At 73.2% G+C, this 24,970-nt stretch carries 22 protein-coding genes; 12 read left to right on the top strand and 10 right to left on the bottom strand.

Features of this window, described 5'->3' with window-relative positions; genetic code table 11:
* Nucleotide 1 precedes the first annotated feature (1 nt).
* Entirely contained in the window at nucleotides 2–757 is a 756-nt protein-coding gene (gene ppgK / locus ASG94_RS09635; protein ID WP_056926028.1) for a polyphosphate--glucose phosphotransferase, read from the bottom strand.
* Between the two features lie 64 nt (nucleotides 758–821).
* Nucleotides 822–1,433, bottom strand: coding sequence for a dienelactone hydrolase family protein (locus ASG94_RS09630; protein WP_056926027.1), 612 nt, complete (start codon nucleotides 1,431–1,433; stop codon nucleotides 822–824).
* A 77-nt stretch (nucleotides 1,434–1,510) separates the two neighbouring features.
* Between ASG94_RS09630 and ASG94_RS09625 the strand changes: the two genes are divergently transcribed.
* From ASG94_RS09625 to ASG94_RS09610, 4 genes are all read left to right on the top strand, one after another.
* Nucleotides 1,511–2,296: a maleylpyruvate isomerase family mycothiol-dependent enzyme gene (locus tag ASG94_RS09625; RefSeq protein WP_056926026.1), complete on the top strand. Its 786-nt coding sequence runs from the start codon at nucleotides 1,511–1,513 to the stop codon at nucleotides 2,294–2,296.
* A 202-nt stretch (nucleotides 2,297–2,498) separates the two neighbouring features.
* Nucleotides 2,499–3,935, top strand: coding sequence for a fatty acid desaturase (locus ASG94_RS09620; RefSeq protein WP_056926025.1), 1,437 nt, complete (start codon nucleotides 2,499–2,501; stop codon nucleotides 3,933–3,935).
* Nucleotides 3,936–3,991: 56 nt separating this feature from the next.
* On the top strand, nucleotides 3,992–4,561 hold the full coding sequence (locus tag ASG94_RS09615) for a TetR/AcrR family transcriptional regulator (protein ID WP_056926024.1): 570 nt from the start codon (nucleotides 3,992–3,994) through the stop codon (nucleotides 4,559–4,561).
* A gap of 42 nt (nucleotides 4,562–4,603) precedes the next feature.
* Nucleotides 4,604–5,992, top strand: a complete 1,389-nt coding sequence (locus ASG94_RS09610) for an MFS transporter (protein WP_056926023.1) — start codon at nucleotides 4,604–4,606, stop codon at nucleotides 5,990–5,992.
* 36 nt (nucleotides 5,993–6,028) lie between these two features.
* Here ASG94_RS09610 and ASG94_RS09605 read toward each other — a convergent pair whose 3' ends face one another.
* A complete protein-coding gene (locus ASG94_RS09605) occupies nucleotides 6,029–7,216 on the bottom strand; it encodes an acyltransferase family protein (RefSeq protein WP_056926022.1) in 1,188 nt (395 codons plus the stop codon).
* Nucleotides 7,217–8,299: an NAD-dependent epimerase/dehydratase family protein gene (locus ASG94_RS09600; RefSeq protein WP_056926021.1), complete on the bottom strand. Its 1,083-nt coding sequence runs from the start codon at nucleotides 8,297–8,299 to the stop codon at nucleotides 7,217–7,219.
* A 154-nt stretch (nucleotides 8,300–8,453) separates the two neighbouring features.
* On the opposite strand from ASG94_RS09600, the gene ASG94_RS09595 reads away from it, so the two are divergent.
* The 4 genes from ASG94_RS09595 to ASG94_RS09580 all read left to right on the top strand — a co-directional run bounded on the left by ASG94_RS09595 (nucleotide 8,454) and on the right by ASG94_RS09580 (nucleotide 13,346).
* A complete protein-coding gene (locus ASG94_RS09595) occupies nucleotides 8,454–9,686 on the top strand; it encodes a M15 family metallopeptidase (protein WP_156411492.1) in 1,233 nt (410 codons plus the stop codon).
* Nucleotides 9,687–9,708: 22 nt separating this feature from the next.
* Nucleotides 9,709–10,677, top strand: a complete 969-nt coding sequence (locus ASG94_RS09590; RefSeq protein ID WP_056926020.1) for an NADPH:quinone oxidoreductase family protein — start codon at nucleotides 9,709–9,711, stop codon at nucleotides 10,675–10,677.
* A 56-nt stretch (nucleotides 10,678–10,733) separates the two neighbouring features.
* Nucleotides 10,734–12,692 carry a M13 family metallopeptidase gene (locus ASG94_RS09585; protein WP_056926019.1) on the top strand — a complete coding sequence of 653 codons (1,959 nt, stop codon included), beginning with the start codon at nucleotides 10,734–10,736 and terminating at the stop codon, nucleotides 12,690–12,692.
* Nucleotides 12,693–12,884: 192 nt separating this feature from the next.
* On the top strand, nucleotides 12,885–13,346 hold the full coding sequence (locus ASG94_RS09580; RefSeq protein WP_235537189.1) for a universal stress protein: 462 nt from the start codon (nucleotides 12,885–12,887) through the stop codon (nucleotides 13,344–13,346).
* On the opposite strand, the gene ASG94_RS09575 is transcribed toward ASG94_RS09580, so the two are convergent.
* The gene (locus ASG94_RS09575; protein WP_056926018.1) at nucleotides 13,327–13,839 is read right to left on the bottom strand and encodes a hypothetical protein; all 513 of its coding nucleotides are present in this window, start codon (nucleotides 13,837–13,839) and stop codon (nucleotides 13,327–13,329) included. The two genes, ASG94_RS09580 and ASG94_RS09575, sit on opposite strands and share 20 nt — an antisense overlap.
* Before the next feature lie 50 nt (nucleotides 13,840–13,889).
* On the opposite strand from ASG94_RS09575, the gene ASG94_RS09570 reads away from it, so the two are divergent.
* Nucleotides 13,890–14,642, top strand: coding sequence for a 2-phosphosulfolactate phosphatase (locus ASG94_RS09570; RefSeq protein WP_235537188.1), 753 nt, complete (start codon nucleotides 13,890–13,892; stop codon nucleotides 14,640–14,642).
* A 33-nt stretch (nucleotides 14,643–14,675) separates the two neighbouring features.
* Nucleotides 14,676–16,799 (top strand): RecQ family ATP-dependent DNA helicase, encoded by a 2,124-nt coding sequence (locus ASG94_RS09565; RefSeq protein WP_056926017.1) that lies wholly within the window; start codon nucleotides 14,676–14,678, stop codon nucleotides 16,797–16,799.
* A gap of 111 nt (nucleotides 16,800–16,910) precedes the next feature.
* Here the strand turns inward: ASG94_RS09565 and ASG94_RS09560 are convergent, their stop codons facing one another.
* The 3 genes from ASG94_RS09560 to ASG94_RS09550 form a co-directional block, all read right to left on the bottom strand.
* Complete coding sequence (locus ASG94_RS09560) at nucleotides 16,911–18,491, bottom strand: DHA2 family efflux MFS transporter permease subunit (RefSeq protein WP_056926016.1); 1,581 nt, start codon at nucleotides 18,489–18,491, stop codon at nucleotides 16,911–16,913.
* Between the two features lie 68 nt (nucleotides 18,492–18,559).
* A complete protein-coding gene (locus tag ASG94_RS09555; protein WP_056926015.1) occupies nucleotides 18,560–19,735 on the bottom strand; it encodes a dipeptidase in 1,176 nt (391 codons plus the stop codon).
* A 1-nt stretch (nucleotide 19,736) separates the two neighbouring features.
* Nucleotides 19,737–20,225, bottom strand: coding sequence for a glutathione peroxidase (locus tag ASG94_RS09550; protein ID WP_056926014.1), 489 nt, complete (start codon nucleotides 20,223–20,225; stop codon nucleotides 19,737–19,739).
* A 63-nt stretch (nucleotides 20,226–20,288) separates the two neighbouring features.
* Between ASG94_RS09550 and ASG94_RS09545 the strand changes: the two genes are divergently transcribed.
* Together ASG94_RS09545 and ASG94_RS09540 are read left to right on the top strand one after the other, a co-directional pair.
* Complete coding sequence (locus tag ASG94_RS09545) at nucleotides 20,289–23,090, top strand: DEAD/DEAH box helicase (protein WP_056926013.1); 2,802 nt, start codon at nucleotides 20,289–20,291, stop codon at nucleotides 23,088–23,090.
* Nucleotides 23,087–23,758, top strand: coding sequence for an SWIM zinc finger family protein (locus ASG94_RS09540; protein WP_056926012.1), 672 nt, complete (start codon nucleotides 23,087–23,089; stop codon nucleotides 23,756–23,758). The genes ASG94_RS09545 and ASG94_RS09540 overlap by 4 nt, the downstream gene beginning before the upstream one ends.
* A gap of 30 nt (nucleotides 23,759–23,788) precedes the next feature.
* Here the strand turns inward: ASG94_RS09540 and ASG94_RS09535 are convergent, their stop codons facing one another.
* On the bottom strand, nucleotides 23,789–24,304 hold the full coding sequence (locus ASG94_RS09535; protein WP_056926412.1) for a ferritin: 516 nt from the start codon (nucleotides 24,302–24,304) through the stop codon (nucleotides 23,789–23,791).
* A 10-nt stretch (nucleotides 24,305–24,314) separates the two neighbouring features.
* Entirely contained in the window at nucleotides 24,315–24,869 is a 555-nt protein-coding gene (locus tag ASG94_RS09530; protein ID WP_056926011.1) for an SACE_7040 family transcriptional regulator, read from the bottom strand.
* Nucleotides 24,870–24,970 lie beyond the last annotated feature (101 nt).

The raw sequence follows: 24,970 nt of genomic DNA, 5'->3' as shown, positions 1-24,970 counted from the left end.
ATCAGGCCTCGTCGGCGGCGCGGGTCGCCACCAGCGCGGCGCCGATGATGCCCGCCTTGTTGCGCAGGGCGGCGGGCACGATCTCGGTCTCGATGTCGATGAGCGGCCCGAACTTGTCGAAGCTCTTGCTCACCCCGCCGCCGATCACGATGAGCTCGGGGGAGAAGAGCCGCTCGACGGTGCGGTAGTAGGTCGTCAGGCGCTCGGCCCACGCCTCGTAGGAGAGGCCCTCGGACTCGCGGGCGCTGTTGGCCGCGCGGGTCTCCGCGTCGTACCCGTCGATCTCGAGGTGCCCGAGCTCGGAGTTGGGGACGAGCACGTCGTCGTGGATGAGGGCCGAGCCGATGCCGGTGCCGAGCGTGGTGACGATCACGAGGCCCGTGCGACCCTTCGCCGCGCCGTACTCGACCTCGGCGAGGCCGGCGGCGTCCGCGTCGTTGACGACGTGGACCTCGCGGCCCAGTGCCTCGGTGAAGACGGCGTCGGCGTCGGTGCCGATCCACGACGGGTCGATGTTGGCCGCCGAGGAGACCATGCCGTGGCGTACGACGGCGGGCACGGTGACGCCCACCGGCGAGGACGAGGCGGGGAACCGCCCGACGAGCTCGCGGAACACGTCGGCCACGGCCTCGGGCGTCGCGGGGCGGGGGGTGGCGATCTTGACGCGGCTGCCGGCGAAGTCGCCGGACCCGAGGTCGACCGGTGCTCCCTTGATGCCGGTGCCGCCGAAGTCGATGCCGAAGGGGTCGTTGCTCATGGGGACACCCTGCCGCAGCGCTCCCCGGCGGACCACTCGCGGGGTCGGCCGACCGGCTGCCGGATCAGCCGGCGGCCCGGTCGGCGGAGCGGTCGGCGACAAAGGCGAGCAGGCGGGTGTAGAACTGCTCGGCCGCGGCGGGGTCGTGCTCGCCGGGGAGCCCGGGCTCGTTGAAGAGGTGGCCGCCGCCGTCGTAGCGGAAGAGCTCGGGCGTGGCGCCGGCCTTCTCGACGTCCGCGACGAACTCCGCACGCACCTCCGGGCCGTCGTCGAAGTCGTCGTGGGCACCCATGTGCTCCTGGACCGGTACGCCGGCGGGCCAGGGCGCGGTGCCGTCGCCGAGGTACTTGGTCGGCATGGCGCCGCCCATGGCCACGACGCCGCGGACGTCGTCGGGGCGCTGCGTCGCGACGTACATCGCCAGGGCGGCGCCCGAGGAGAAGCCGACGGCGACGAAGGGCCCCTCGACCACCCGCGAGCGCTCCAGGGCGGTCGCCTCGTTGGTGGCGCCGTCGGCGCGGGCACGGTCGAGCGCGGGCTCGTAGGAGTCGAACGTGGTGCCGTCGAGGACGTCGACCACCTCCACGCGGTGGCCGGCCGCGCGCAGCCGCTCGGCCGTGTCGGTGACGCCGGTGCGGACGCCGAGGACGGAGGGGAACAGCAGGATGTCGGTCATGGCGGCCACGCTAGGGGTCCGGTCGGCTCCCGGAAAAGCACGAGCGGACGCGTCCCGTCCTCTGTCACCGTGACGACATGACGATCGCGTCCGCACGACCCCGGCTCGGCGTCCCGCGGCACCTCGAGGGACTGCGGGAGGCGATGGTCGCGCTCGTGAGGTACGCCGATCGCGCCGGGCTCCGCGCGCCGGTGCCGACGACGCCCGGCTGGACCGTCCGCCGGCTGGTCGCCCATCAGGGGATGGTGCACCGCTGGGCGGCCGCCACGGTGCTCGGCAGCTCCGCCGACCCGGACGCACTGGAGCAGCAGGGGATCGATGCCGCCGACCCGCTCGAGTGGCTCGCCGACGGCGCCATCGACCTGGTCACCGCCCTGGTGCAGGCGCCCGAGGACCTCGCGGCGCCGGTGTTCCTGGCCGACGCCCCGGCGCCGCGCGAGTTCTGGGCGCGGCGGCAGTGCCACGAGACCACCGTGCACGCGGTCGACGCCGCGTCGGCGTACCTCGGCCGCTTCCCCCGGGCCGCCGACGTCCCGTGGATCGGCGAGGACGTGGCCCTCGACGGGATCGACGAGCTGCTCACCGGCTTCGTGACCCGGCCCCGGTCCCGGCTGCGCTCGCCCGAGCCGCACCGCATCGTCGTGCTCCCCGCGGCCGGGGGGACGGCCTGGGTGGTGGACGTCGGGCCGACGCCGGCGGTGACGACCCGCGTCGACGCCGGCTCGTCCCCCGACGGCGACTCGCTGCTGCGGGGCTCCGCCGTCGCGCTCTACCTCTCGCTGTGGAACCGCAGCGACGAGGTGACGCCCGACGCCGGCGACTGGCCGGACTCCTGGCGGGACTCCGGCGTCACGTGGGGGTGAGGGGACTCTTGCGGCGAAGTCCCCGCCTGGGCGGGGAGTCCGACACGGTGTGACCGTTGCAACGGTCACACGGTGACAGAGTCCCCGGCTGAGCGGGGACTCTGCCGCTTTACAAACAGTGGCCTCTTGTCAACGAGGTTTACAAACCCTATGGTCTTGTAAACCTCGGAACGGCGACGTTCCCTGACGGAAGGCGACCACGATGAGCCTCGAGCACTCACTCAGCGGCACGGTCCCGGCGGGATCGACCGACGGCTGGACGGACCGCAAGCGCCACCTGTGGCTCATCGGGCTGGTGGTGCCGAGCCTGGCGTTCGCCGGCGTCGGCCTGCACCAGCTCACCGGCTGGGGCGCGTGGCTCTGGCTCGGCCCGATCGTGATCCTCGGCGTCGTCCCGGCGATCGACCTGGTGGCCGGGCTCGACCGCTCCAACCCGCCGGACGACGTGATCGAGGCGCTGGAGCAGGACCGCTACTACCGCTGGATCACCTACCTCTTCCTGCCCATCCAGTACGCCGGGTTCATCGGCGCGTTCTACCTGCTCGCCCACCCGGGGGTCGTCGGCGGGCTGAGCACGCTGGACAAGGTCGGCCTGGCCATCTCGATCGGCTGCATCGGCGGCATCGGCATCAACACCGCCCACGAGCTCGGCCACAAGAAGGAGTCCAACGAGCGCTGGCTGTCCAAGATCGCGCTCGCCCAGGTCGCCTACGGCCACTTCTACATCGAGCACAACCGCGGCCACCACGTCCGCGTCGCCACCCCCGAGGACCCGGCGAGCAGCCGGCTGGGCGAGAGCTTCTACGCGTTCTGGCCGCGGACGGTCGGCGGCTCGCTGAGGTCCGCGTGGCGCCTGGAGAAGCGCCGCTACGCCCGCAGGAAGCAGCACTCGTTCCGTCCCGGCAACGACGTCCTCAACGCGTGGTTGATGACGGCGGTGCTGTGGGGCGGCCTGGTCGCGTGGCTCGGCGTCGGCGTCGCGCCGTACCTCCTGCTCCAGGCGGTCGTCGGCTTCTCGCTGCTCGAGGTCGTCAACTACATGGAGCACTACGGGATGCTGCGGCAGAAGGTCGGCGTGGGCGAGCGCCGCCGCTACGAGCGGGTGCTGCCCAGCCACAGCTGGAACTCCAACAACATCGCCACCAACGTGCTGCTCTACCACCTGCAGCGCCACAGCGACCACCACGCCAACCCGACGCGGCGCTACCAGGCGCTGCGCGACTTCGAGGAGTCGCCGGTGCTGCCGACCGGCTACGCCGGGATGATCGTGCTCGCCCTGGTGCCGCCGCTGTGGCGACGGGTGATGGACCCGCGGGTGGTGGCGCACTTCGACGGCGACGTGTCCCGCGCCAACATCAGCCCGCGGCACCGCGAGCGCTACCTGCAGCGGTACGACGCCCGCGTGCGCGCCGCTGACGAGGTGCGCGAGGACGTGACGCCCGGGCTGGTCGAGGAGGTGCTGGCCGCGCGCTGCCCGGGGTGCTCCTACACCTACGAGGTCGCCGCGGGCGACGAGCACGAGGGCTTCCCGGCCGGGACCGCCTGGGCCGACGTGCCGGCGGACTGGTGCTGCCCCGACTGCGGGGTGCGTGACAAGGCCGACTTCGTCCCCGTCGACCCGACCCGGGCGGTGGCCTGAGCGCCGGCACGACCGATCTCCGCGGGGCCGCGGCGCCCCTGCCTAGACTCGCCGCCATGCCCCCCCAGGACGCCCTGCGCGAACGGATCGTGACCTCCGCCGTCGCGATGACCACCGAGGTCGGGTGGGCGCGGGTGACCATGGCGCGGCTGGCCGAGGCGTCCGGGGTGAGCCGGCAGACCGTCTACAACGAGATCGGCACCAAGGACGCGCTCGCCGAGGCGATGATCCTCGGCGAGCTCGACCGCTTCCTCCAGGTCGTCGAGGGCGCCTTCGCGACGCACGCCGACGACATCTCGGCGGCGATCGAGGCGGCGGCGTACGACGTGCTGGTGCTGGCCCAGGACAACGCCCTGCTCAAGGCGGTGGTGAGCGCCACCCACGGTGCCGACACCGAGCTGCTGCCCCTGCTCACGACGCACGCCGGGACGCTGCTCGACACCGCCAAGACCGTGATCGAGGACCGGGTGCGCACCTTCGACCTCGGCCTGCCGCCGCAGCGGCTGGCGCCCGCGATCGACATGGTCGTGCGGGTGGTGCTGAGCCACATCATGCAGCCGTCCGGGTCGTCGCGGCAGACCGCCGCCGACCTCGCCTGGATGGCACGCCAAGTGCTCGGCGGTTGATCGGCTCCCCGATGGGCGCCCCTGTGCCCTAGCCTGCTGGCCGTGGGTGCCGAGGCGGTCGGATGGGGTACGCCGCGTGGTCGCGCGGTGATCGCGGCCGCCACGCTCGGCTCGGGCATGACGTGGCTCGACGGCTCGGTGGTCAACGTCGCCCTGCGCACCATCGGCGAGGACCTCGACGCCTCGCTGGCCCAGCTGCAGTGGATCAACAACGGCTACCTGCTGATGCTGGCCTCGCTCATCCTCATCGGCGGCTCGCTGGGCGACCGCTTCGGCCGCCGCCGGGTCTTCGTCCTGGGCACGGTGCTCTTCGCCGCGGCGAGCCTGCTGTGCGGCCTCGCGCCGACCGCCGAGGTGCTGATGGTCGCGCGCATCCTCCAGGGCGTCGGCGGGGCGCTGCTCACGCCGGGCAGCCTGGCGATGATCCAGGGCGCCTTCGGGCCCCGCGACCGGGCCCGCGCGATCGGGGCGTGGTCGGGCCTCGGTGGCGTCGCGGGAGCGATCGGACCTTTCGTGGGGGGCGTGCTCATCGACCACGCGAGCTGGCGATGGATCTTCCTCATCAACCTGCCGCTGGCCGTCGTCACGGTGGTCATCGCCGTGCGGTGGGTGCCGGAGACGCGCGACCCGAACGCGCCGACGACGTTCGACTACACCGGTGCCCTGCTGGCCTCCCTCGCGCTGGGCGGGACGACGTACGCCCTCATCGAGTGGGGCAGCGGCGGGGCCCCGTGGGCGGCGGCGGCCGGCGTGATCGCCGCGGTGGCGTTCGTGGCCCTCGAGCGTGCCGAGAAGGCGCCGATGATGCCGCCCGCCCTCTTCCGCGACCGGACCTTCAGCGCGAGCAACGCGATGACCTTCCTCGTGTACGCCGCGCTGGGGGCGGTGCTGTTCTTCCTGGTGATCCAGCTCCAGACCGTCAGCGGGTACGACGCCCTGCAGGCCGGCGTGGCCACCTTGCCCATCACGATCTGCATGCTGTTCCTGGCCGCCCGCGGCGGTGCCCTGGGGGCGCGGATCGGCCCGCGGATCCCGATGACCGTCGGCCCGCTGGTGATGGCGGTCGGCACCCTGCTCATCTCCGGGGTCGGTGCGGACGTCGACTACTGGCGCGACGTGCTGCCCGGGATCACCGTCTTCGGCCTCGGACTCTCGCTCATGGTCGCGCCGCTCACCGCGACCGTGCTGGCCGCGGCCCCCGACGACAACGCCGGCATCGCCAGCGGCATCAACAACGCGATCGCCCGCGCGGGCTCGCTGATGGCGGTCGCCGCGCTCCCGCTCGCGCTCGGGCTCAGCGGCGACGCGTACGCCGACCCCGTGGTCTTCGACGCGGCGTACGGCGACGCCATGGTCGCCTCCGCGGTGCTGCTGGCCGTGGGCGGCCTGGTCTCGTGGCTCACCATCCCGCGGCGGATGCCGCAGCGGTGAGCCCGGTGACCCCGGGGGCCCCGCTGGACTGCGGCGTCAGGCGCGGTCGCGCGTGACCCCGGTCGTGGCGACCGGCTCGACCGGCTCGACCGGCTCCGTGGACTGGACGGCCTCCGCGGGCGCGACCGGCACGACGGGGCTGGGGGACGGGTCGCCGGACCGCGGCACCTCGACCTCCCCGCGCCGGGGGCGGCGTCCGACGAGGCGGTTCTTGAGCCGCATGCTCGGCGCCTCCACGAGGTGCCAGGAGACCAGGGCGAGCAGCGCGGAGATCGCGACCACGAGCACCAGGTTGAGCGACATGGCCACGACTCCGACGTACACGACGACCAGCTGCTGGACCGGGAAGCCGACGAGGTACATCCCGTAGGACAGGTCGCCGAACCGTGCGGCGCGACGCACGTACGGCGTGCTGGCCAGGCCGATGGTCAGCACGATGTAGGGCAGCGCGACCCAGGAGATCTTCGTGGTCCACGCCGGGTAGAGGGCGACGAGCATGAGGTAGCCCAGGCCGAGGACCACCGCCACGTCGGTCCGGAAGAGGCCGCGCCAGCGCTCGTGCGCGAGGCGGAGCAGGGCGCCCGCGGCGAAGAAGACCCACATCAGGGCGGCGTCGGAGATCCGGGTGCCCCAGATGACCGGGGAGTCGAAGGCCGGGATCGCGGCCAGCACCAGCGAGACGACCAGGGCGGCGCCGAAGGTGACCGGCCGGGCGAAGCGCGGGACCAGGCACAGCAGCGGGACCACCAGGTAGCAGAACAGCTCGGCCGGCAGCGTCCACAGCGAGCCGTTGACGGCGTTGGGGTAGGGCACGTCGGCGGCGAAGACGCCCGGCAGGTCGTACTGCGGCTGCATGACGATGTTGACGAGGTAGTGCAGGGTCCGCGGGTCGTCGAAGTACTCACCGACGCTGCGGGTCGTCACGACCGGACCGAGGACGAAGACGCTCAGCACGATGACCACGACGAGCGCCGGGAAGATGCGCAGCGCGCGGGCGGCGCCGTAGGTGACGACGCTCGGGGAGCGGCTCCAGCTGGCCGTGATGAGGTAGCCCGAGATGCTGAAGAACACCACCACGCCCAGCGTCTGCACCGGGTAGCCGAACACCACCGGGATCAGCGCCGGGCGACCGGTGAGGTGGTAGGCGTGGCCGAGGATGACCGCCGCGGCCCCGAGGAGGCGGAGCGCGTCCAGGTTGTTGGAGCGGGGTGCGTCGGAGGACATTCAGCTCCCTGCCGGGACGTTCTGCTCGTCGATCCACGCCTGCAGGGCGCGGACCCCGTCCGCCATGCTCCACTGCGGCGTCCAGCCCAGGGCGGCGGTGGTCGCCGCCACATCACAGGCCGCGTGGCGCACGTCGCCGTCGCGGAACTGCGCGGTGACCTCGGGGGCGGGCGCTGCGTGCATCGCCGCCACGGTCTCGGCGAGGTCGCGGATGGTGGTCCGGACACCGGTGCCCACGTCGAGGGTGCGCGGGAGGCCGGTGGGCGGCGTGGCCGCCGCGGCCACGAGGGCCGACACCACGTCGTCGATGAAGACGAAGTCGCGGGTGATGTCGCCGTCCTCGTAGAGCGGGATCGAGCGGCCCTCGGCGGCGATGCGGGAGAACAGCGGCACGATGCCGGTGTAGGGGTTGCTCAGGGACTGGCCCGGGCCGTAGACGTTCTGGAGGCGGAGCACCGACAGCGCGGTGCTGCGGGCGCCGACCCACGCGGACAGGACGTGCTCCTGGGCGAGCTTGGTGGCGCCGTACACGCTGACCGGGGCCGGGAACGACACGGCGGCGGCGTTGGGCACGTGCTCGGCGCCCTCGACCTCCCACTGCTGTGCCTCGAGCTGGGCCCGGGTGCGCTGCGGCGGGTAGAAGGTCTCGCCGTCGGTACGACGCCACAGCCCCTCGCCGTAGACGGCGCGGCTGCTCGTCAGCACGATGTGGGCGGGGTCGTGCCCGGCCCGGGTGAAGGCGTCGGCCATCTGGGTGGTGCCCACGACGTTGACGCTGGCGTGGCGGTTGCTCTCCGCGAGGGACTGCGCGGTGCCGGTCTCGGCGGCGAGGTGGAAGACCACGTCCGGCCGGACCTGCGCGAGCAGCTCGTCCCAGGCCGTGGCGTCGGTGACGTCGCCGACGACGAGCTCCGCCTCCGCGGCGAGGCGCTCGGGCCGGGTGTCCGGGGAGGCGTGGACCTGCGGGTGCATGTTGTCCAGGACCACCCACCGGTCGGCGGAGGGCGCCAGGGCCCGCGACAGCTCGCACCCGATGAAGCCGGCACCCCCGGTGACCAGGACGGTGCCGAGCGAGGAAGTCATGGGAGGGAGCCTTTCGGTGGAGGACGTCGGGGCGACGGGGGAGGCCCGCGCCCGCGGATCCCCCCGTGTCTGCCGCCGCACAGCATACGGAATCTCCTCCCCGGACGGCCTTTCCCGGGCGGGGTGCCTAGGCTTGGGGACGGGAGGGGGAGCGATGTTGCGAACGGGTCGTGTGCGCGCCGCGGCGGTGGCCGCTGCGCTCGGCCTCGCCCTGACCACGGGGTGCAGCGGTGGTGACGCGGCCGACGAGGCCGACGAGCCCGCTCCGGCGCCGTCGGCGACCGACCGGCCGTCGCAGCCCTCCGCCGGCGGTGGCGACGGCTCCACCGCCGCCCCGGTCGCCGACCCCGAGCACTCCGTCGACCCGCCCGGGAGGCGGACCGGCACGCTGGTCGGCCCCGACCTGCGCATCTACTCCCAGCAGCCGCTGAGCGACGCGCTGGTCGAGCGGATCGAGGGCAACCGCCGCGTGCAGCGAGTGGAGCGGATCTCGCTCGGTGACTTCGGCGTGCAGAACGGCGTCATCACCGTCGCCGCGGTCGACCCGGCGACGTACCGCAACTACACGCCGTACGTGAGCGCGGAGCTGCAGGAGGTCTGGGACCGCGTGGCCGGCGGCGAGCTGGCCATCGACAAGGCGCTCGGACGCCGGCTGCAGGACGCCGACGGCTACCTCAAGCTCGGCAACGACAAGGACGCCGAGCGCGTCCACATCGGCGCCTACGCCCCGCAGGTGCCGCAGGTCGACGCGGTGGTCAACGAGAAGTGGGGCGAGGAGCTCGGCATCGAGTCCGGCAACGCCCTGCTCGTCTACACCGGCATCCACTCGCCCCGCGACGTGCGCAAGGACCTCGTCGACCTCGTCGGGGACGAGGCCTCCGTCACGATCCTGGGCCCCAACCTCGACCCCGGCGCCACGCAGACCGCGGTGCTGACCGGTGGCTCGGTCGCCGACGCCGTCGGCACGTTCCGCTACACCGTGCTCGGGGGCGGGCGGATCGCGCCGGACCAGTCGTGGGTCGGCGCCAACATCCGCACCGAGCCGGTGCCGATCCTCGGGTCCATGACCTGCCACCGGGTGGTCTTCCCCCAGCTGCGGGCCGCGCTCCTCGAGGTCCAGCAGCGCGGGCTCGCCGACGAGATCCACGTCGACGAGTACGCCGGGTGCTTCTACCCGCGCTTCATCGCCGGCACCCAGCAGCTGTCCCTGCACTCCTTCGGCATCGCCTTCGACGTCAACGTGCCGGGCAACCAGCGCGGCACCGTCGGGGAGATCGACCGCGACGTCGTCGACATCTTCAAGAAGTGGGGCTTCGCGTGGGGCGGGGACTGGGGCTACACCGATCCCATGCACTTCGAGATGAACGCGATCGTCGATCCGGACTAGGGCGGTCGCTAGCCTGCACGGCATGCGCGCTGCCCAGGTCGTCACCCTCACCGGTCCCCTCGACGTCGTCGTCAACGACGTCCCCGAGCCCACGCCCGGCCCCGACGACGTGCTCGTCGAGGTGCACAGCGTCGGGGTCGCCTTCCCCGACCTGCTGCTGAGCCGCGGCGAGTACCAGATGAAGCCCGAACCGCCGTTCAACCTCGGCGTCGACTTCGCCGGCGAGGTGCTCGACCCCGGCAGCAGCGACCTCGTCGTCGGCCAGCGGGTGGCCGGCGTCGCGGGCTGGGGCAACGCCGCCGAGCGGGTCGCCTCCCCGAAGGCCTGGACCTTCCCGCTGCCCGACGTCGCGTCGTACGACGAAGGCGCGGCGCTGCCGCTCAACTACCTGACCGCGCAGTTCGCGCTCAAGGACCGCGGCGGGATCCGCGAGGGCGACACCGTGCTCGTGCACGGGGCCGCGGGCGGGGTCGGCACCGCGACCCTCCAGGTCGCGAAGGGGTACGGCGCCCGCACCATCGCCGTCGTCAGCACCGAGGAGAAGGCCGCGGTCGCCCGCGCCGCCGGGGCCGACGAGGCCGTGCTGGTGGACGGTTTCCGGGACCGGGTCAAGCAGCTGACCGGCGGCCGCGGGGTCGACATCGTCCTCGACGTCGTCGGCGGGGACCTCTTCACCGACTCGCTGCGCTGCCTGGCCGAGCAGGGCCGGCTGCTGGTGGTCGGCTTCGCCGCCGGGCAGGGCATCCCGGAGGTCAAGGTCAACCGGCTGCTGCTCAACAACATCGACGTCCGCGGCGTCGGCTGGGGCGCCTACGCGATGACCCGGCAGGACTTCATGCAGCAGCAGTGGGCCGAGCTCGTCCCGATGATCGAGAGCGGCGTGGTCAGGCCGCCGATCGGCGCGACGTACGACCTCGAGGGCTTCGGCCGGGCCCTGGTCGACATGGACGAGCGGCGCACCCTGGGCAAGAGCGTCGTGCGGCTGCGCTGACCCGCCCGACCCGGCTGGGCTGACCGCTGTGGGTGGGGCCGGTTAGTGTCGGGCCCGTGAGCATCCTCGACGACGCCCGCCCGGGCATGAACCCTGACATCCGTCCCCAGGACGACCTGTTCGGCCACGTCAACGGGCGCTGGCTCGACGAGACCGAGATCCCCAGCGACCGCTCGAGCTGGGGACCCTTCGTCCAGCTCGCCGACGTCGCCGAGCAGCAGGTGCGCGACATCATCACGTCGCTGGCCGAGACACCCGCCGATGAGCTCGACGAGGACGCGCGCAAGATCGGCGACCTCTTCGCCTCCTTCATGGACGAGGAGGCGATCGACCGGCTCGGCACCCGCCCGATCCAGCCGCTCGTCAACGCGGTCGAGGGCCTGCGCGACGTGCGCGACCTCGCGGCCTTCCTCGGCGAGTTCGAGCGGATCGGCGGCGCCGGGCTGTTCGGGTCCTACATCGACACCGACGACCGCAACTCCGACCGCTACCTGTTCCACATCACCCAGGGCGGCCTCGGGCTGCCGGACGAGAGCTACTACCGCGAGGACAAGTTCGCCGAGGTCCGCGAGGCGTACGTCGCCTACCTGACGCGGCTGCTCGAGCTCGGCGGCGCCGCGACCTCGTGGCTGGGCGACCCGGCCGCGGCGGCGCGGACGGTCCTCGACCTCGACACCCGCCTGGCGAAGGGCCACTGGGAGCGCGCGGAGACCCGCGACGTCCAGAAGACCTACAACCTGACGACGCTCGAGGAGCTCAAGGCGCTCGCGCCGGCCTTCGACTGGGAGGCCTACGCCACCAACCTCGGCGGCAGCGCCGAGACGATCGCCGAGACCTGCGTGCGGCAGCCGTCCTACCTCGCGCACCTCTCCACGGTGCTCGAGGAGGTCGACATCGAGCAGTGGCGCCCGTGGCTGCTGTTCCACGTGCTGCGCTCCGCCGCGCCGTACCTCCCCGACGACTTCGTGCAGACCAACTTCGACTTCTACGGCCGCACCCTCAACGGCACGCCCGAGCTGCGCGAGCGCTGGAAGCGCGGCGTCGCGCTGGTCGAGGGCGCGATCGGCGAGGCCGTCGGCAAGGTCTACGTCGAGCGGCACTTCCCGCCGGAGTCCAAGGCGATGATGGACGACCTGGTCGCCAACCTCCTCCAGGCCTACCGCGTCTCCATCGAGGCGCTGGACTGGATGACCGAGGAGACCAAGCAGCGGGCCTACGACAAGCTCGACACCTTCCGGCCCAAGATCGGCTACCCGGAGAAGTTCCGCGACTACAGCAACCTGCGGGTCACCCCGGGCGACCTGATGGGCAACGTCGCCGCCTCCGCGGCGTACGAGACGGACCGCGAGCTGGCCAAGATCGGCTCGCCGGTCGACCGCGACGAGTGGTTCATGCTGCCGCAGACGGTCAACGCCTACTACAACCCCGGCACCAACGAGATCTGCTTCCCGGCGGGCATCCTGCAGAAGCCGTTCTTCAGCCCCGACGCCCACCCCGCGGAGAACTACGGCGGCATCGGCGCGGTCATCGGTCACGAGATCGGCCACGGCTTCGACGACCAGGGCGCGCAGTACGACGGCGCCGGCAACCTCAACGACTGGTGGACCGCTGACGACAAGGCCGCCTTCGAGGTGAAGTCGAAGGCCCTCATCGAGCAGTACGACGGCTTCGAGCCGCGCGCCCTGCCCGGCGAGAAGGTCAACGGTGCGCTGACCGTCGGCGAGAACATCGGAGACCTGGGCGGCCTGACCATCGGCCACAAGGCGTTCGTCATCGCCGAGGGCGGCGAGGCCTCGGTGGAGGACCGCCGGAAGGTGTTCCTCAACTGGGCCTACTGCTGGCGCACCAAGCGGCGCAAGGAGCAGGAGCAGCAGTACCTCACCATCGACCCGCACTCGCCGCCGGAGTTCCGCGCCAACATCGTGCGCAACCTCGACGAGTTCCACGAGGTCTTCGAGACCTCGACCGACGACGCCCTGTGGGTCGAGCCGGAGCAGCGCGTCCGCATCTGGTGAGCCAGGCGGCTCCCTCCGCCATGCGGGGGGAGCCGTGCTCGCGGCGCCAGGTCGCGAAGTCCCGCCCGGCGACGAACGACGTCGCGGCGCCGGCTCGAAGGTCACGAGATCGTGGACCTCGTCCTGATACGTCGCGCGTCTCAGCCGCGCGGGACGATGCCGTGGGACGACCTCCGCGTCTACGCTCGCTCCATGCGGACAGCGGAGATGATCGACGGCGGGATCCTGGTGGGCCACGACGGGTCGAAGGCCTCCAGCGAGGCGGTCGTGTGGGCGGCCGGGCACGCCGCCCGGCTCGGCATCTGCCTGCACGTGCTGCGTGCGTGGAGCCTGACGAACGCACCCCGTCCCGCGTCCATGGCGCCGGGCTACGTCCCGCCCTCGGAGGACTTCGAGCGGGCCGTGCTCGAGCAGCTCGGCCGCGACGTGGAGGCGCTGCACCTGCCCCAGGACTGCACCGTCGAGCTGCACGCGGCCCACGGCCAGTCCTCGGCCAAGCTCCTCGACGCCGCGAAGGGCGCCGAGATGCTGGTCGTCGGCCGGCGCGGTGCGGGCGGCTTCCGCGGGCTGCTGACGGGCTCGACCGCGGACCAGGTGGTGCGACACTCGCCGTGCCCGGTCGTCGTGGTGCCGATCAGCGACCACCACTCCTGACGTCGGCCCAGCGTCGCCGCTCGGCCTCGTCGACGAACAGGTCCGGTCGCCGGACGAGCTCGGCGTCCAGGCGACGCGCGAGCGGCTCGAGGTCGCTGACGTAGGCCTTGGACACGGGGAACACCAGGGACCGGCCCTGCGGGTCGTCGCCCCACAGGGTGATCGTGAGGAAGTAGGCCTCGCGCCGCACCCGGACCCGGGTCACCCGCGAGAACTCCAGCCGGTGGACCACCCGGTCGCCGTACGTGCGGGTCAGCGCCGCCTCGTCGACGAACACGCGGATGCGGAAAAGTCCCCGGGCGAGCAGGAGCGGTCCCAGCACGAAGAAGAGAGTCATGGTCACCACGACGGCCCACGCGCCGAGGCTCGTGGGCCCGTCATTCGCGGACCGGACGGCCCGGGCCGTGGGGACGGCGAGGACCACTGCCCCGGCCACCATCGCCCACGCCAGCGTGTTCCGTCGTCCCAGCCGGGTCCCGAGCTCGGTCGTCACGGCGCCCACCCTAGGGGCCGGTGGGGCCGGGGACGGAGTTGAATGGGCCGGTGATCAAGCCGGGGCACGACCAGGGTGCGTACGCCGTCCGCTGCGAGTGGGGCCCCGTGGGCGCGGCCCTGGTCCCGGCCGACATCGCGGTCGTCGTCGACGTGCTGTCGTTCACCACCACCGTGACGGTCGCGGTGGGGCGCGGGATCGCGGTCCTGCCCTACCGGTGGCGCGACGAGAGCGCCCGGGCGTACGCCGCGTCCCGCGACGCGCTGCTGGCGGTCGGTCGTCTCGAGGCCCGCGAGCAGGCCGGGCAGGTGAGCCTGTCGCCGGCGGCGATGGCCGCGGTCTCCGGGGTCGAGCGGATCGTGCTGCCCTCGCCCAACGGCTCGACCATCACCCGGGCCCTCGCGGGGACCGGCGCCCGCGTCGTCGCCGGGTCGCTGCGCAACGCCTCTGCGGTCGCCGCGTACCTCGCACCGCTGGTGCGCGACGGCGCGACCTGCGTCGTCGTACCGGCCGGGGAGCGGTGGCCGGACGGCACCCTGCGCCCCTGCGTGGAGGACCTCTGGGGCGCGGGCGCGATCCTGGCGGGCCTGCTCGAGCGGGGCGTGAGCGACCTCAGTCCCGAGGCGCGGGCGGCCGCGCACGCCCGTGCCGGGGCCCGGCTGCCCGGCGACCTCCACGACTGCGCCGGCGGGCGCGAGCTCGCGGCCGCGGGGTTCGGCGACGACGTCGTCGTGGCCGCCGAGCTCGACGCCAGCGACGTCGTACCCGTCCTGACCGGCGAGGCCTTCGTCGACGCGGGCTGAGCGCTGTCGGCACGCCCTGTTAGACATGGGGCCATGACCACCGCCACCGACGTCCGTGCCGAGGCCGAGCGCCACCTCCAGGCCTTGGTGGGTCGCGACGACGCGGTGCTGCGCGAGGACCAGTGGTCGGCCATCGAGGCCCTCGCGGTCGACCGGCGCCGGGCGCTCGTCGTGCAGCGCACCGGGTGGGGCAAGTCGGCGGTCTACTTCGTGGCGACCCTGCTGCTGCGCGCCCACGGGGCCGGGCCGACGGTGATCGTCTCCCCGCTGCTCGCCCTGATGCGCAACCAGATCGAGGCCGCCGAGCGCGCCGGCATCCGGGCGGTGACCATCAACTCCACCAACATCGAGCAGTGGCAGCCGATCAACGACGCGATCAACGCCGGGGAGGTCGACGTGCTGCTGGTGAGCCCCGAGCGGCTCAACAACCCCGGCTTCCGCGACGAGGTGCTGCCCCGGCTGGCGGCCACCTCGGGCCTGCTGGTGGTCGACGAGGCGCACTGCATCTCCGACTGGGGCCACGACTTCCGACCCGACTACCGCCGGATCCGCACCCTCCTCGGCGACCTGCCCGAGGGGATCCCCGTGCTCGCCACGACCGCCACGGCCAACGCCCGGGTGACCGCCGACGTCGCCGAGCAGCTCGGCGGGGGGCTCGACCCCGCTGCCGACGAGCGTTCCGGTGTCCTCGTGCTGCGCGGCTCCCTCGACCGCGAGTCCCTGCGCCTGGGGGTGCTGCGCCTGCGCACCGCCGAGCAACGCCTCGCCTGGCTGGCCGACCACCTCTCCGAGCAGCCCGGCTCGGGCATCGTCTACTGCCTCACCGTCGCCGCCACCCAGGAGGTCGCGGCCTACCTGCGCGAGCGCGGCCACGAGGTCGCCGCCTACTCCGGGCAGACCGACCCCACCGAGCGGCAGGCCCTGGAGGCCGACCTGGTCGCCGGGCGGGTCAAGGCGCTGATCGCCACCTCGGCACTGGGCATGGGCTTCGACGCCTCGCTCGGCTTCGTCATCAACCTCGGCGCCCCGCAGTCCCCGGTCGCCTACTACCAGCAGGTCGGCCGCGCCGGGCGTGGCACGTCCGAGGCGAGCGTGGTGCTGCTGCCGCAGCTCGAGGACCGCGACATCTGGGCCTACTTCGCCGGGCTCTCCTTCCCGCCCGAGCAGCTGGTCCGGCAGACCATCGACGTGCTCGCCCGCTCCGACCGGCCGCTGTCCACCGCCACCTTGGAGACGTACGTCGAGCTGGGTCGCAACCGGCTCGAGGCGATGCTCAAGGTGCTCGACGTCGACGGCGCCGTCCGCCGCGTCCAGGGCGGGTGGGAGGCGACGGGTCGCGAGTGGGTCTACGACGCCGAGCGCTACGACCGCGTCCGCGAGGCCCGCGAGCGCGAGCAGGCCGCGATGCTGGCCTACCTCGACAGCGACGAGTGCCGGATGCGCTACCTGCGCGAGCAGCTCGACGACCCCGAGGCCGTCGACTGCGGCCGCTGCGACAACTGCGGCGGTCTCTCGCTGGCCACCGCCGTGTCCGAGGAGGCGGTGGCGTCCGCCAGCGCCCGCCTGTCCCGCCCCGGTGTGGCGGTCGAGCCCCGCAAGATGTGGCCCACCGCCCTCGCCAACCTGGGGCTCGGAGGCCTCAAGGGCAAGATCGGTGCCGGAGCGGGCGAGGGCCGGGCGATCGCCCGGCTCACCGACCTCGGGCACGGGCAGGCCCTGCGCGAGCTCTTCGCCGAGGGCGTCCCCGACGGCGGAGTTCCGCCGTCGCTCGCCCAGGGGCTGATGACGGTGATGAAGGACTGGTCGGGCGAGTGGGCCGAGCGGCCGGTCGCGATCGTGCACGTCGAGTCCGCCACCCGCCCCCAGCTGGTCGCCGACCTCGCCGCCGGGCTCGCCCGGGTGATGCAGCTGCCCGTGGTCGGCACGTGGGCGATCGTCGACCCGTCGGTGGCCCCGGGGCGGGGTGCCACCAACTCCGCCCAGCGGGTCGCGGCGGTGACGCGGCGCTACGAGCTGCGCGCCGACGTCCCGGCCGGTCCCGTCCTGCTGGTCGACGACCTCGTGGTCACCGGCTGGACCCTCACGGTCGCCGCCGTCGCGCTCCGCGATGCCGGGGCCACCGCGGTGCTGCCCGTGGCGCTGGGCACCCAGGCCTGAGCCCATCGCCCGTCGCCGCGGGCCTGCGGACCGTCCCGCGCCCCGCCCGCGGAACGACGACGGCCCGCCCCCCGCGGAGGGGGACGGGCCATCGTCGGCCGTGGGACCGGGTCAGTGACCCATCATCGCCGCGGGGTCGACCGGAGCGACCTTGGTGCGCGGCAGGAACGCCGCCGGGATGAGGCAGCAGGCGACGAGGATCGTCGCCACCATGAACACGGTGGCGAACGCGTCGGCCATGTCTGCGGGCACCTGGGCCAGGACGGCGTCGAGCTGGTCGGGGCTGAGCCCGAACTTCTCGAGCACGGCCGCCACGGCGGCCTGGTCGTCACCCGCGGACTGCAGAGCACCCGCGACGGCGACCGACTCCTTGCCCTTGAGCTCGTTGGTGAGGATCACCGAGAACAGCGCCGTGCCCATGGAGGCCGCGACCTGCTGGGTGATGTTGAGCAGCGTCGAGCCGCGGGCGACGTTGTGCGCGGTGAGCGTCGCCAGCGCGGCGGTCATGATCGGCATCATCGTCCCGCCCATGCCGAGGCCCATCACGAAGAGCGCACCGAGGATGTAGGGGTAGGAGGTGTCCGCCTCGATCTGGGTGAACATCGCCATGCCGACGGTGATCACGGTGATGCCGGTGAGCACGATCTTGCCGGGCCCGATCCGGTCGGCCAGGATCCCGGCGATCGGCATCGTGATCATGGCGCCGATGCCCTGGGGGGCCAGCAGCAGCCCGGCGCCGAGGGCGTCCTCGCCGCGGACCTGGATGAAGTAGAGCGGGAACAGCAGCGACGCCCCGAAGAAGGCGATCGCGAAGAGCATCATCGCCAGCACCGCGACCGTCATGTTGCGGTTCTTGAACAGGCGCAGCTCGACCAGTGGGTGGAGGTTGCGCCGGTTGAGGGCCCACGGCACGAACGCGATGATCAGCAGGGCGCCCAGGACCATCGGGACCATGACCTCGGGGGTCAGGGCGGTGCCGTGCTCGGGGATGGAGCTCACGCCGTAGAGGAACGCCGCGAGGCCCGGGGACAGCAGCAGCATGCCCAGCCAGTCGAAGGTCTCCGACGGCTCGACCTCGTCCTTGGGCAGGACGATCCAGGCGTAGACGATGGCGGCGGCGCCGATCGGCAGGTTGATGAGGAAGATCCAGTGCCACGAGGCGCTGTCGATGAGCGCACCGCCGAGGATCGGGCCGAAGATCGGGCCGAGCAGCATGGGGATGCCGAGGACGGCCATCACCCGGCCGACGCGCTCCGGACCGGCGGCCCGGGTCAGGATCGTCATGCCCAGGGGCATCAGCATCCCGCCGCCGAGGCCCTGCAGGACGCGGAACAGCACCAGCATCTCGAGGCTGGTGGCGGTGGCGCACAGCACGGAGCCGGCGGTGAAGAGCAGCACCGCCAGCAGGTAGAGGCGCTTGGTGCCGAAGCGGTCGGCTGCCCAGCCGGTCAGCGGGATGACGCTGGCCAGGGCGAGGGTGTAGCCGGTCATCGTCCAGGCGACCTCGGCCGCGGTGGCGTCGAACTCGCGCTGGAAGGTCTCGAGGGCCACCGAGACGACGGTGATGTCGAGGATGGACATGATCGCGCCGAGGACGACGACGCCCGCGACGAGGAGGACGCTCTTGTCGAGCCTGTCGGAGTCGCCGCCCGCCGGGCTCTCGGCGGGATGCTGCTGGAGGTCTGTGGTCACCGGAGAATGGTGGCAGTTGCCACCGACAACCACCCACTACTTGAGAACGACTTCGGACGTGTGCTGCCTCACCCGTGCGGGCGGTCGACGTCCTCGATGCGGGCCAGGCTCGGGCCCCGTCGGGCCCGGATCGTCCGTGCGCCGGACTCCACGTCACGCATCACCCGCAGCACGTTGCGGCAGGTCAGGCGGGCCAGGTCGTCGGCGGACCAGCCCCGGTCGGCGAGCGCGGACAGCAGCCTCGGGTAGCCGGTGACGTCCTCGAGCCCGGTGGGCAGCACCTCCACGCCGTCGTAGTCGCCGCCGAGCCCGACGTGCTCGATGCCGGCCACCTCACGCACGTGCTCGCAGTGCGCGACCACGTCGGACAGGTCGGCGACCGGCTCCGGGTGGGCCGCGCGGTGGGCGGCGTACCAGGGCGAAAAGCGCGCCCCGTCGGCCTCGGCGATGCCCTCGGCGGCCGCCGCCTCGACGGCCGCGCGGTGCCAGTCCGCGCAGGCCTGGTTCACGAACTTGGGCACGAACGTCACCATGCAGACCCCGCCCTGGTCGCGCAGCGTCTCCAGCACGTCGTCCGGGGCGTTGCGCGGGCTGTCGGTCACCGCGCGCGCCGAGCTGTGGCTGAAGATCGCCGGGACCTCGGTGACCGCGAGGGCGTCGCGCATGGTGTCGGCGGAGACGTGGGAGAGGTCGACCATCATCCCGACCCGGTTCATCTCGCGCACGACCTCGCGCCCGAAGGGCGTCAGCCCGCCGGCCACGGGGCGGTCCGTGGCGGAGTCGGCCCACGGGGTGTTCGCGTTGTGGGTCAGCGTCAGGTAGCGCACCCCGAGGGCGTGCAGCGCGCGCAGCGTCCCGAGCGAGCAGTCGATCGAGTGCCCGCCCTCGGCGCCCAGGAGGGAGGCGATCCGCCCCGACGCCCAGGCCGCCTCGACCTCGTCCGCGGTGCGCGCCAGCACCAGCCGGTCGGCGTACCGCTCGGTGAGGGCGTACGCCGCGTCGACCTGCTCGAGCGTGGCGCTCACCGCGTGCCCGCCGCCCAGGCGGGTCGGGACGTAGACCGACCAGAACTGCGCGCCCACCCCGCCGGCGCGCAGCCGGGGGAGGTCGGTGTGCGTGGGCGTGCCGCCGGCGCCGACGTCGAGCCGGCCCCAGTCGTAGGCGGTCAGGTCCCGGGCGGTCCACAGCAGGTCGTTGTGGCCGTCGACCACCGGGTGGTCGACGAGCAGCGCGGCGACGTCCACGTCAGCCGATCAGCGTCTCGATGTGGTCGACGACCCGCGGGTCCTGCGGCTCCACGCGTGGGCCGAAGCGGGCGACGACGGCGCCGTCGGCGTCGAGGAGGAACTTCTCGAAGTTCCACTGGACGTCGCCGGCCTCGCCCTTCTCGTCGGGCGTCTCGACGAGCCGGCGGTAGACCTCGTGGCGGTCCTCGCCGTTGACCTCGACCTTCTCGCTCATCGGGAAGCTCACGCCGTACGTCGCCGAGCAGAACTCCGCGATCTCCTCCGAGCTGCCGGGCTCCTGGCCGCCGAACTGGTTGCACGGCAGCCCGACGACGGTGAAGCCGCGGTGGGCGTACTTCTCCTGCAGCTCCTCGAGCCCGGCGTACTGCGGCGTCAGGCCGCACTTGCTGGCGACGTTGACCAGCAGGGCTGGGCGGCCGCCCGTGAGGTCGCGGAGCGTGCCGGGGGTGCCGTCGAGGCGGGCGAGGGGGGAGTCGAGGATGTCCATGGGTACGACGCTAGCCGCTGCCGGCACGCACGGGTGTCGGGGCCGCGGGCTAGGTTGCGGGACGTGAGCTTCGTCCCGGTCAGCGGTCCCGCCACCTTCAGGGCGGGAGAGCAGCCCCGCGACGGGACGGTCGAGTTCACCGGTGGTCGGCGCACGGTCAGCCTCCCGATCCGCGGCGCGCTGCCGGTGCTGACCCGGGCGCACGCGCAGTCCGACGTGCACCCCAGCGTCGCCCTGCTCAGCGGCGCCGCCCTGCTGGGCATGCGCCTCGTGGCCGCCGGGCGCTTCGGCCCCGACGAGACCGGCACCCGCTGGCAGGTGGCCGGCCTCGACGCCACCGACGAGGACCGGATCGCCCAGCTCGCCCGCGCCCGGGCGCGCGAGGGGCTCGACGAGGGCACGGCCGAGGGCATCGTCCGTGCGGTCCTGGACGCGGTGGCCGACGCCATGCCCCGGGCCGCGCCCCTGGCGACCCGCCGCAGTCCCGCGCGGGACGCGGCGACAGCGGCCGCGCCGCGTCGTGTGGACCCCGACTTCACCCGCCGCCTCGAGGAGCGGGTCGCCCGCGCGAGGGCGCGGGGCAGCGACGACCGCCCCCAGCTGGTCAACCTCGCGCTCCGGGTCGAGGCCGACGAGGAGGAGCTGGTCGCGGGCGCCGTGCGCCTGGTCCTCCAGGTCGTGGCCGCCGACAACGCCGCGCACGTCGCGGACGCCGCCCTGCTGTGGACCGAGGGCGACGAGCCCGGCAGCAGCCACGGTTTCGGCGACCGGGCTCGCACGCACGCCTCCATCGCCCTGCGCGCGGCCGCGGAGGCCTGGCCGGTGCTCGACCGGCTGCTGGCGCTGCGGGTCCCCGACCAGATCACCCTGGACAGCGACGAGCTGCTGAGCCTGCTCGACGAGGGGGCGCTGGCCCTCGACGCGGTCGGGGTGCAGGTGCTGTGGCCGCGCTACCTCGATCGCGACGTGACCTCGCGCGTCGTGCTGTCCGGGCCCTCCGCCGGCCGCGACGAGCCCCTGCAGACCGGGCTGTTCGGGCCGGACGCGCTCTTCGGGTTCTCCTGGCAGCTGGCGCTGCACGGCGACGCGCTCAGCGACGAGGAGATGGACGCGCTGGCCACCGCCGCGACGCCGGTCATCAGGATCCGCGACCACTGGACGGTCGTCGACTCCGCGGTGCTCAAGCGGGCGCGCAAGCGGCTGATCAAGCGGGTCGCGCCGGCTGCCGCCCTCGCCGCCACGCTCACCGAGGTCGTGCAGGTCGAGGACGTCGAGCACCAGGCGGTCGTCGGTGCCTCGCTGCTCAGGGTCCGCGACCAGCTCCTGACCGCGGCCGTGCGGGACCCGATCGAGGTGCCGGCCGGGCTGGCGGCCACGCTGCGCGACTACCAGCGCCACGGGTTCACCTGGCTGGCCGAGCTGACCGGGCTCGGGCTCGGCGCCTGCCTGGCCGACGACATGGGCCTGGGCAAGACGGTGCAGGTCATCGCGCTGCACCTTCACCGGCACGAGGCGGGCTTCGACACCCTCGCTCCGCTCGCTGCTCAACCGACGCAACGTCGCGGGCCGACCCTCGTGGTGTGCCCGGCGTCGCTGCTCGGCAACTGGGAAGCCGAGATCCGGCGGTTCGCCCCCGGCGTACCCGTCCGTCGCCTGCACGGTGCGGGACGCACGCTGGAGGGGCTGGGTGCCGACGAGGTGCTCGGCGACCCGGGCTTCGTGCTGACGACCTACGGGACGATGCGCAACGACGCCGAGCAGCTGGCGGGCGTCGCGTGGGGGCTCGTGGTCGCCGACGAGGCGCAGCACGTCAAGAACGCCCGGTCCTCGACGGCCCGGGCGCTGCGGACGATCCCGAGCGCCGCGCGGGTCGCGCTGACCGGCACCCCCGTCGAGAACGACCTCACCGAGCTCTGGGCGATCCTCGACTGGGCGGTCCCGGGCCTGCTCGGCAGCCGCAACGCCTTCCGCAAGGTGTGGGCGGCCCCCATCGAGTCGGGCCTCGAGCCGACCAAGGCGCGCCAGTTCGCCGACCTGATCGGCCCGTTCCTGCTGCGCCGCCGCAAGTCGGACCCCGGGATCGCCCCCGAGCTGCCGGCCAAGACCGAGACCGACCACCTGATCGGGCTGACCCGCGAGCAGGTCGTCCTCTACGAGACCTACGTGCGCGACTGCATGCGGCGCATCGAGGAGGCCGACGAGGACACCCGCCGCGGGCTGGTGCTCACGCTGCTCACCGGGCTCAAGCAGATCTGCAACCACCCGGCCCACTTCCTCAAGCAGTCCGACCCCCGACCGGCCGGCCGCTCGGAGAAGCTCGACCTGCTCGACGAGCTGATCGGCACCGTGCTCGCCGAGGGCGGTGCCGCCCTGGTGTTCACCCAGTACGTCGCGATGGCGCGGCTGCTTGAGCGCCACCTGGCCCGGGCGGGGGTGCCGCACCAGTTCCTGCACGGCGGCACCCCCGTCCGGGAGCGGGAGGCGATGGTGGCGCGGTTCCAGGCCGGGTCCGCCGACGGCACGGCCGGTGCCGAGGGCGGGGTGCCGGTCTTCCTGCTGTCGCTCAAGGCCGGTGGCACGGGGCTCAACCTCACCCGGGCCGACCACGTCATCCACGTGGACCGGTGGTGGAACCCCGCCGTCGAGGAGCAGGCCACCGACCGCGCCTACCGGATCGGGCAGACCCGGCCCGTGCAGGTGCACCGCTTCATCACCCAGGGCACGATCGAGGAGAAGATCGCCGAGCTGCTCTCCCGCAAGCGCGCCCTCGCCGACACGGTGCTGGGCCGGGGGGAGGCCGGGCTCACCGAGCTGAGCAACGACGAGCTGCGCGACCTGGTGGAGCTGCGCGGGACGCGTCCGTGACCGGCCGCCACACGGTCACCCATCCCCGGATCCCCCCGCGGCGGGGCGGTGGAGGCGGCACGTGGTGGAGCAAGGCGTGGGGCCGGGCGGTGGAGGAGTCGGCCTTCGCGGTCGCCGAGCTGCGCCGGGGGCGGGCGCTGGCCCGCGCGGGGGAGGTCGGGGCCATCGCCGTCGACTCCGGCTCCGCGGTCGCCGCGGTGAGCGACCGCGACGACGCGTGGACCGTCACGATCAGCGTGCCGGTCCTCGACGAGCGCGACCGCGCCACGTTCGTCGAGCTCGTCGGGGCCGAGTCGGGACGGATCGCCGCGATGCTGGCCGGCCAGCTGCCCTACGCGCTGCTCGAGGCCTGCGAGGAGGCCGGCATCGAGCTGCTGCCGTACGGCGGGGAGCTCGGCTCCACCTGCACGTGCGACTCGTGGCTCGACCCGTGCCCGCACGCGCTGGCCGTGCTGACCCAGGTGGGTTGGCTGCTCCAGGCGGACCCGTTCGTGCTGCTCCAGCTCCGGGGCCTGTCGCGGGAGGCGGTGCTCGCCGGGCTGCACGCGCTCGCCGGCCGCGGGGGCGCCGACGACCTCGCGGTGGCGGAGGACGCCGCGCTGCGGGCCGCGCGGATCCTGACTGCGCTCGAGGCCGACCCGGAAGCCGACGTCGGGCGCTGGTGGTGAGGCCTGCGTCAGGCCCGGGTCAGGCCTCGATCAGGCCTTTGCCTCGGTGGTCGCGACCGGACGCATGCCGAGCTCCTCGTCGAGCCGTAGCAGGCCGGGGCCGTCGTCGTCGATCATGACGACCCGCCCGATGATCTCGCTGACCGTGGCCTCCTCCTCGATCTGCTCCTCGAGGAACCAGTTGAGCAGCGGCCTCGAGTCGAGGTCGCCCTCGGCCTCGGCGGTCCGGTAGAGGTTGCGGATCGACTCGGAGACCTTCTGCTCGTGCGCCAGCGCCGCCTGGAAGGCGTCGAGCACCGAGTCGACGGCGACGTCCGGGGCCGAGATGGCGCCGATGGCCGGGTGGTTGTCGCGGTCGGCGACGTGGTCGATGAACTTGTTGGCGTGGACGATCTCCTCGTCGGCCTGGTGGCGCAGCCATGCCGACATGCCCGGGAGGTCCCTCAGCTCCAGCTCGATGGCCAGCTGCCGGTAGACCAGGGAGGCCTGGAACTCCAGCGTGATCTGCGCGTTGAACGCGGACTCGAGCGTGTCACTGAGCTTCATGAAGCCCACCCTAACGGGGGGACAGCAGTGCCCCGAGGGCCATGTCGCGCAGCAGCTCGTGCATCTGGTCGTCGGGCAGGAGGCTGCTGTGCGGGGTGGAGTTGAGCAGCCCGAAGGCCACGTGCGCCATGGCCCGGGCGCGGTCGAGTCCGAGGCCCTCGTGCACGAGGCGCAGCTGCCCGGCCCAGACGTCGACGTAGGCCCGCTGAAGCGCGCGCACCTGCTCGCGGGCGTCGTCGGCGAGCGAGGACCAGTCCCGGTCCTGCACGACGATCAGCGCGCGGTGGGCCAGCGCGAACTCGACGTGCCACTCGACGAGGGCCGCCACGGCGTCGGTCGGGCCGGCCGCGGTGCCGGCTCGCTGCCGGCCCACCGCGAGCAGCTCCTCGCTGATGGAGACGAGCATCTCGGCGAGCACGGCGTCCTTGGACGGGAAGTGCTTGTAGAGCGCGGGGCCCGAGATGCCGCACGCCGCCCCGAGGTCGGCCACCGAGACGCCGTGGAACCCCCGCTGGGCGAACAGGTCCGCGGCGATGTCGAGGATCTGCTGCCGCCGCGGACTCACCGCGCAAGGTTAGCGCCCGCTAACCGGGGTGGGTGGCGTCGTCCACGGTGGTGCTGACCACGCGCGCAGCCATGGAGGGGATCCTCTGCCCCCTTCCCTGC

It is taken from the genome of Nocardioides sp. Soil805, from assembly GCF_001429625.1.
GTDB lineage: Bacteria > Actinomycetota > Actinomycetes > Propionibacteriales > Nocardioidaceae > Nocardioides.
This window is presented reverse-complemented; position numbering and strand designations above follow the sequence as displayed.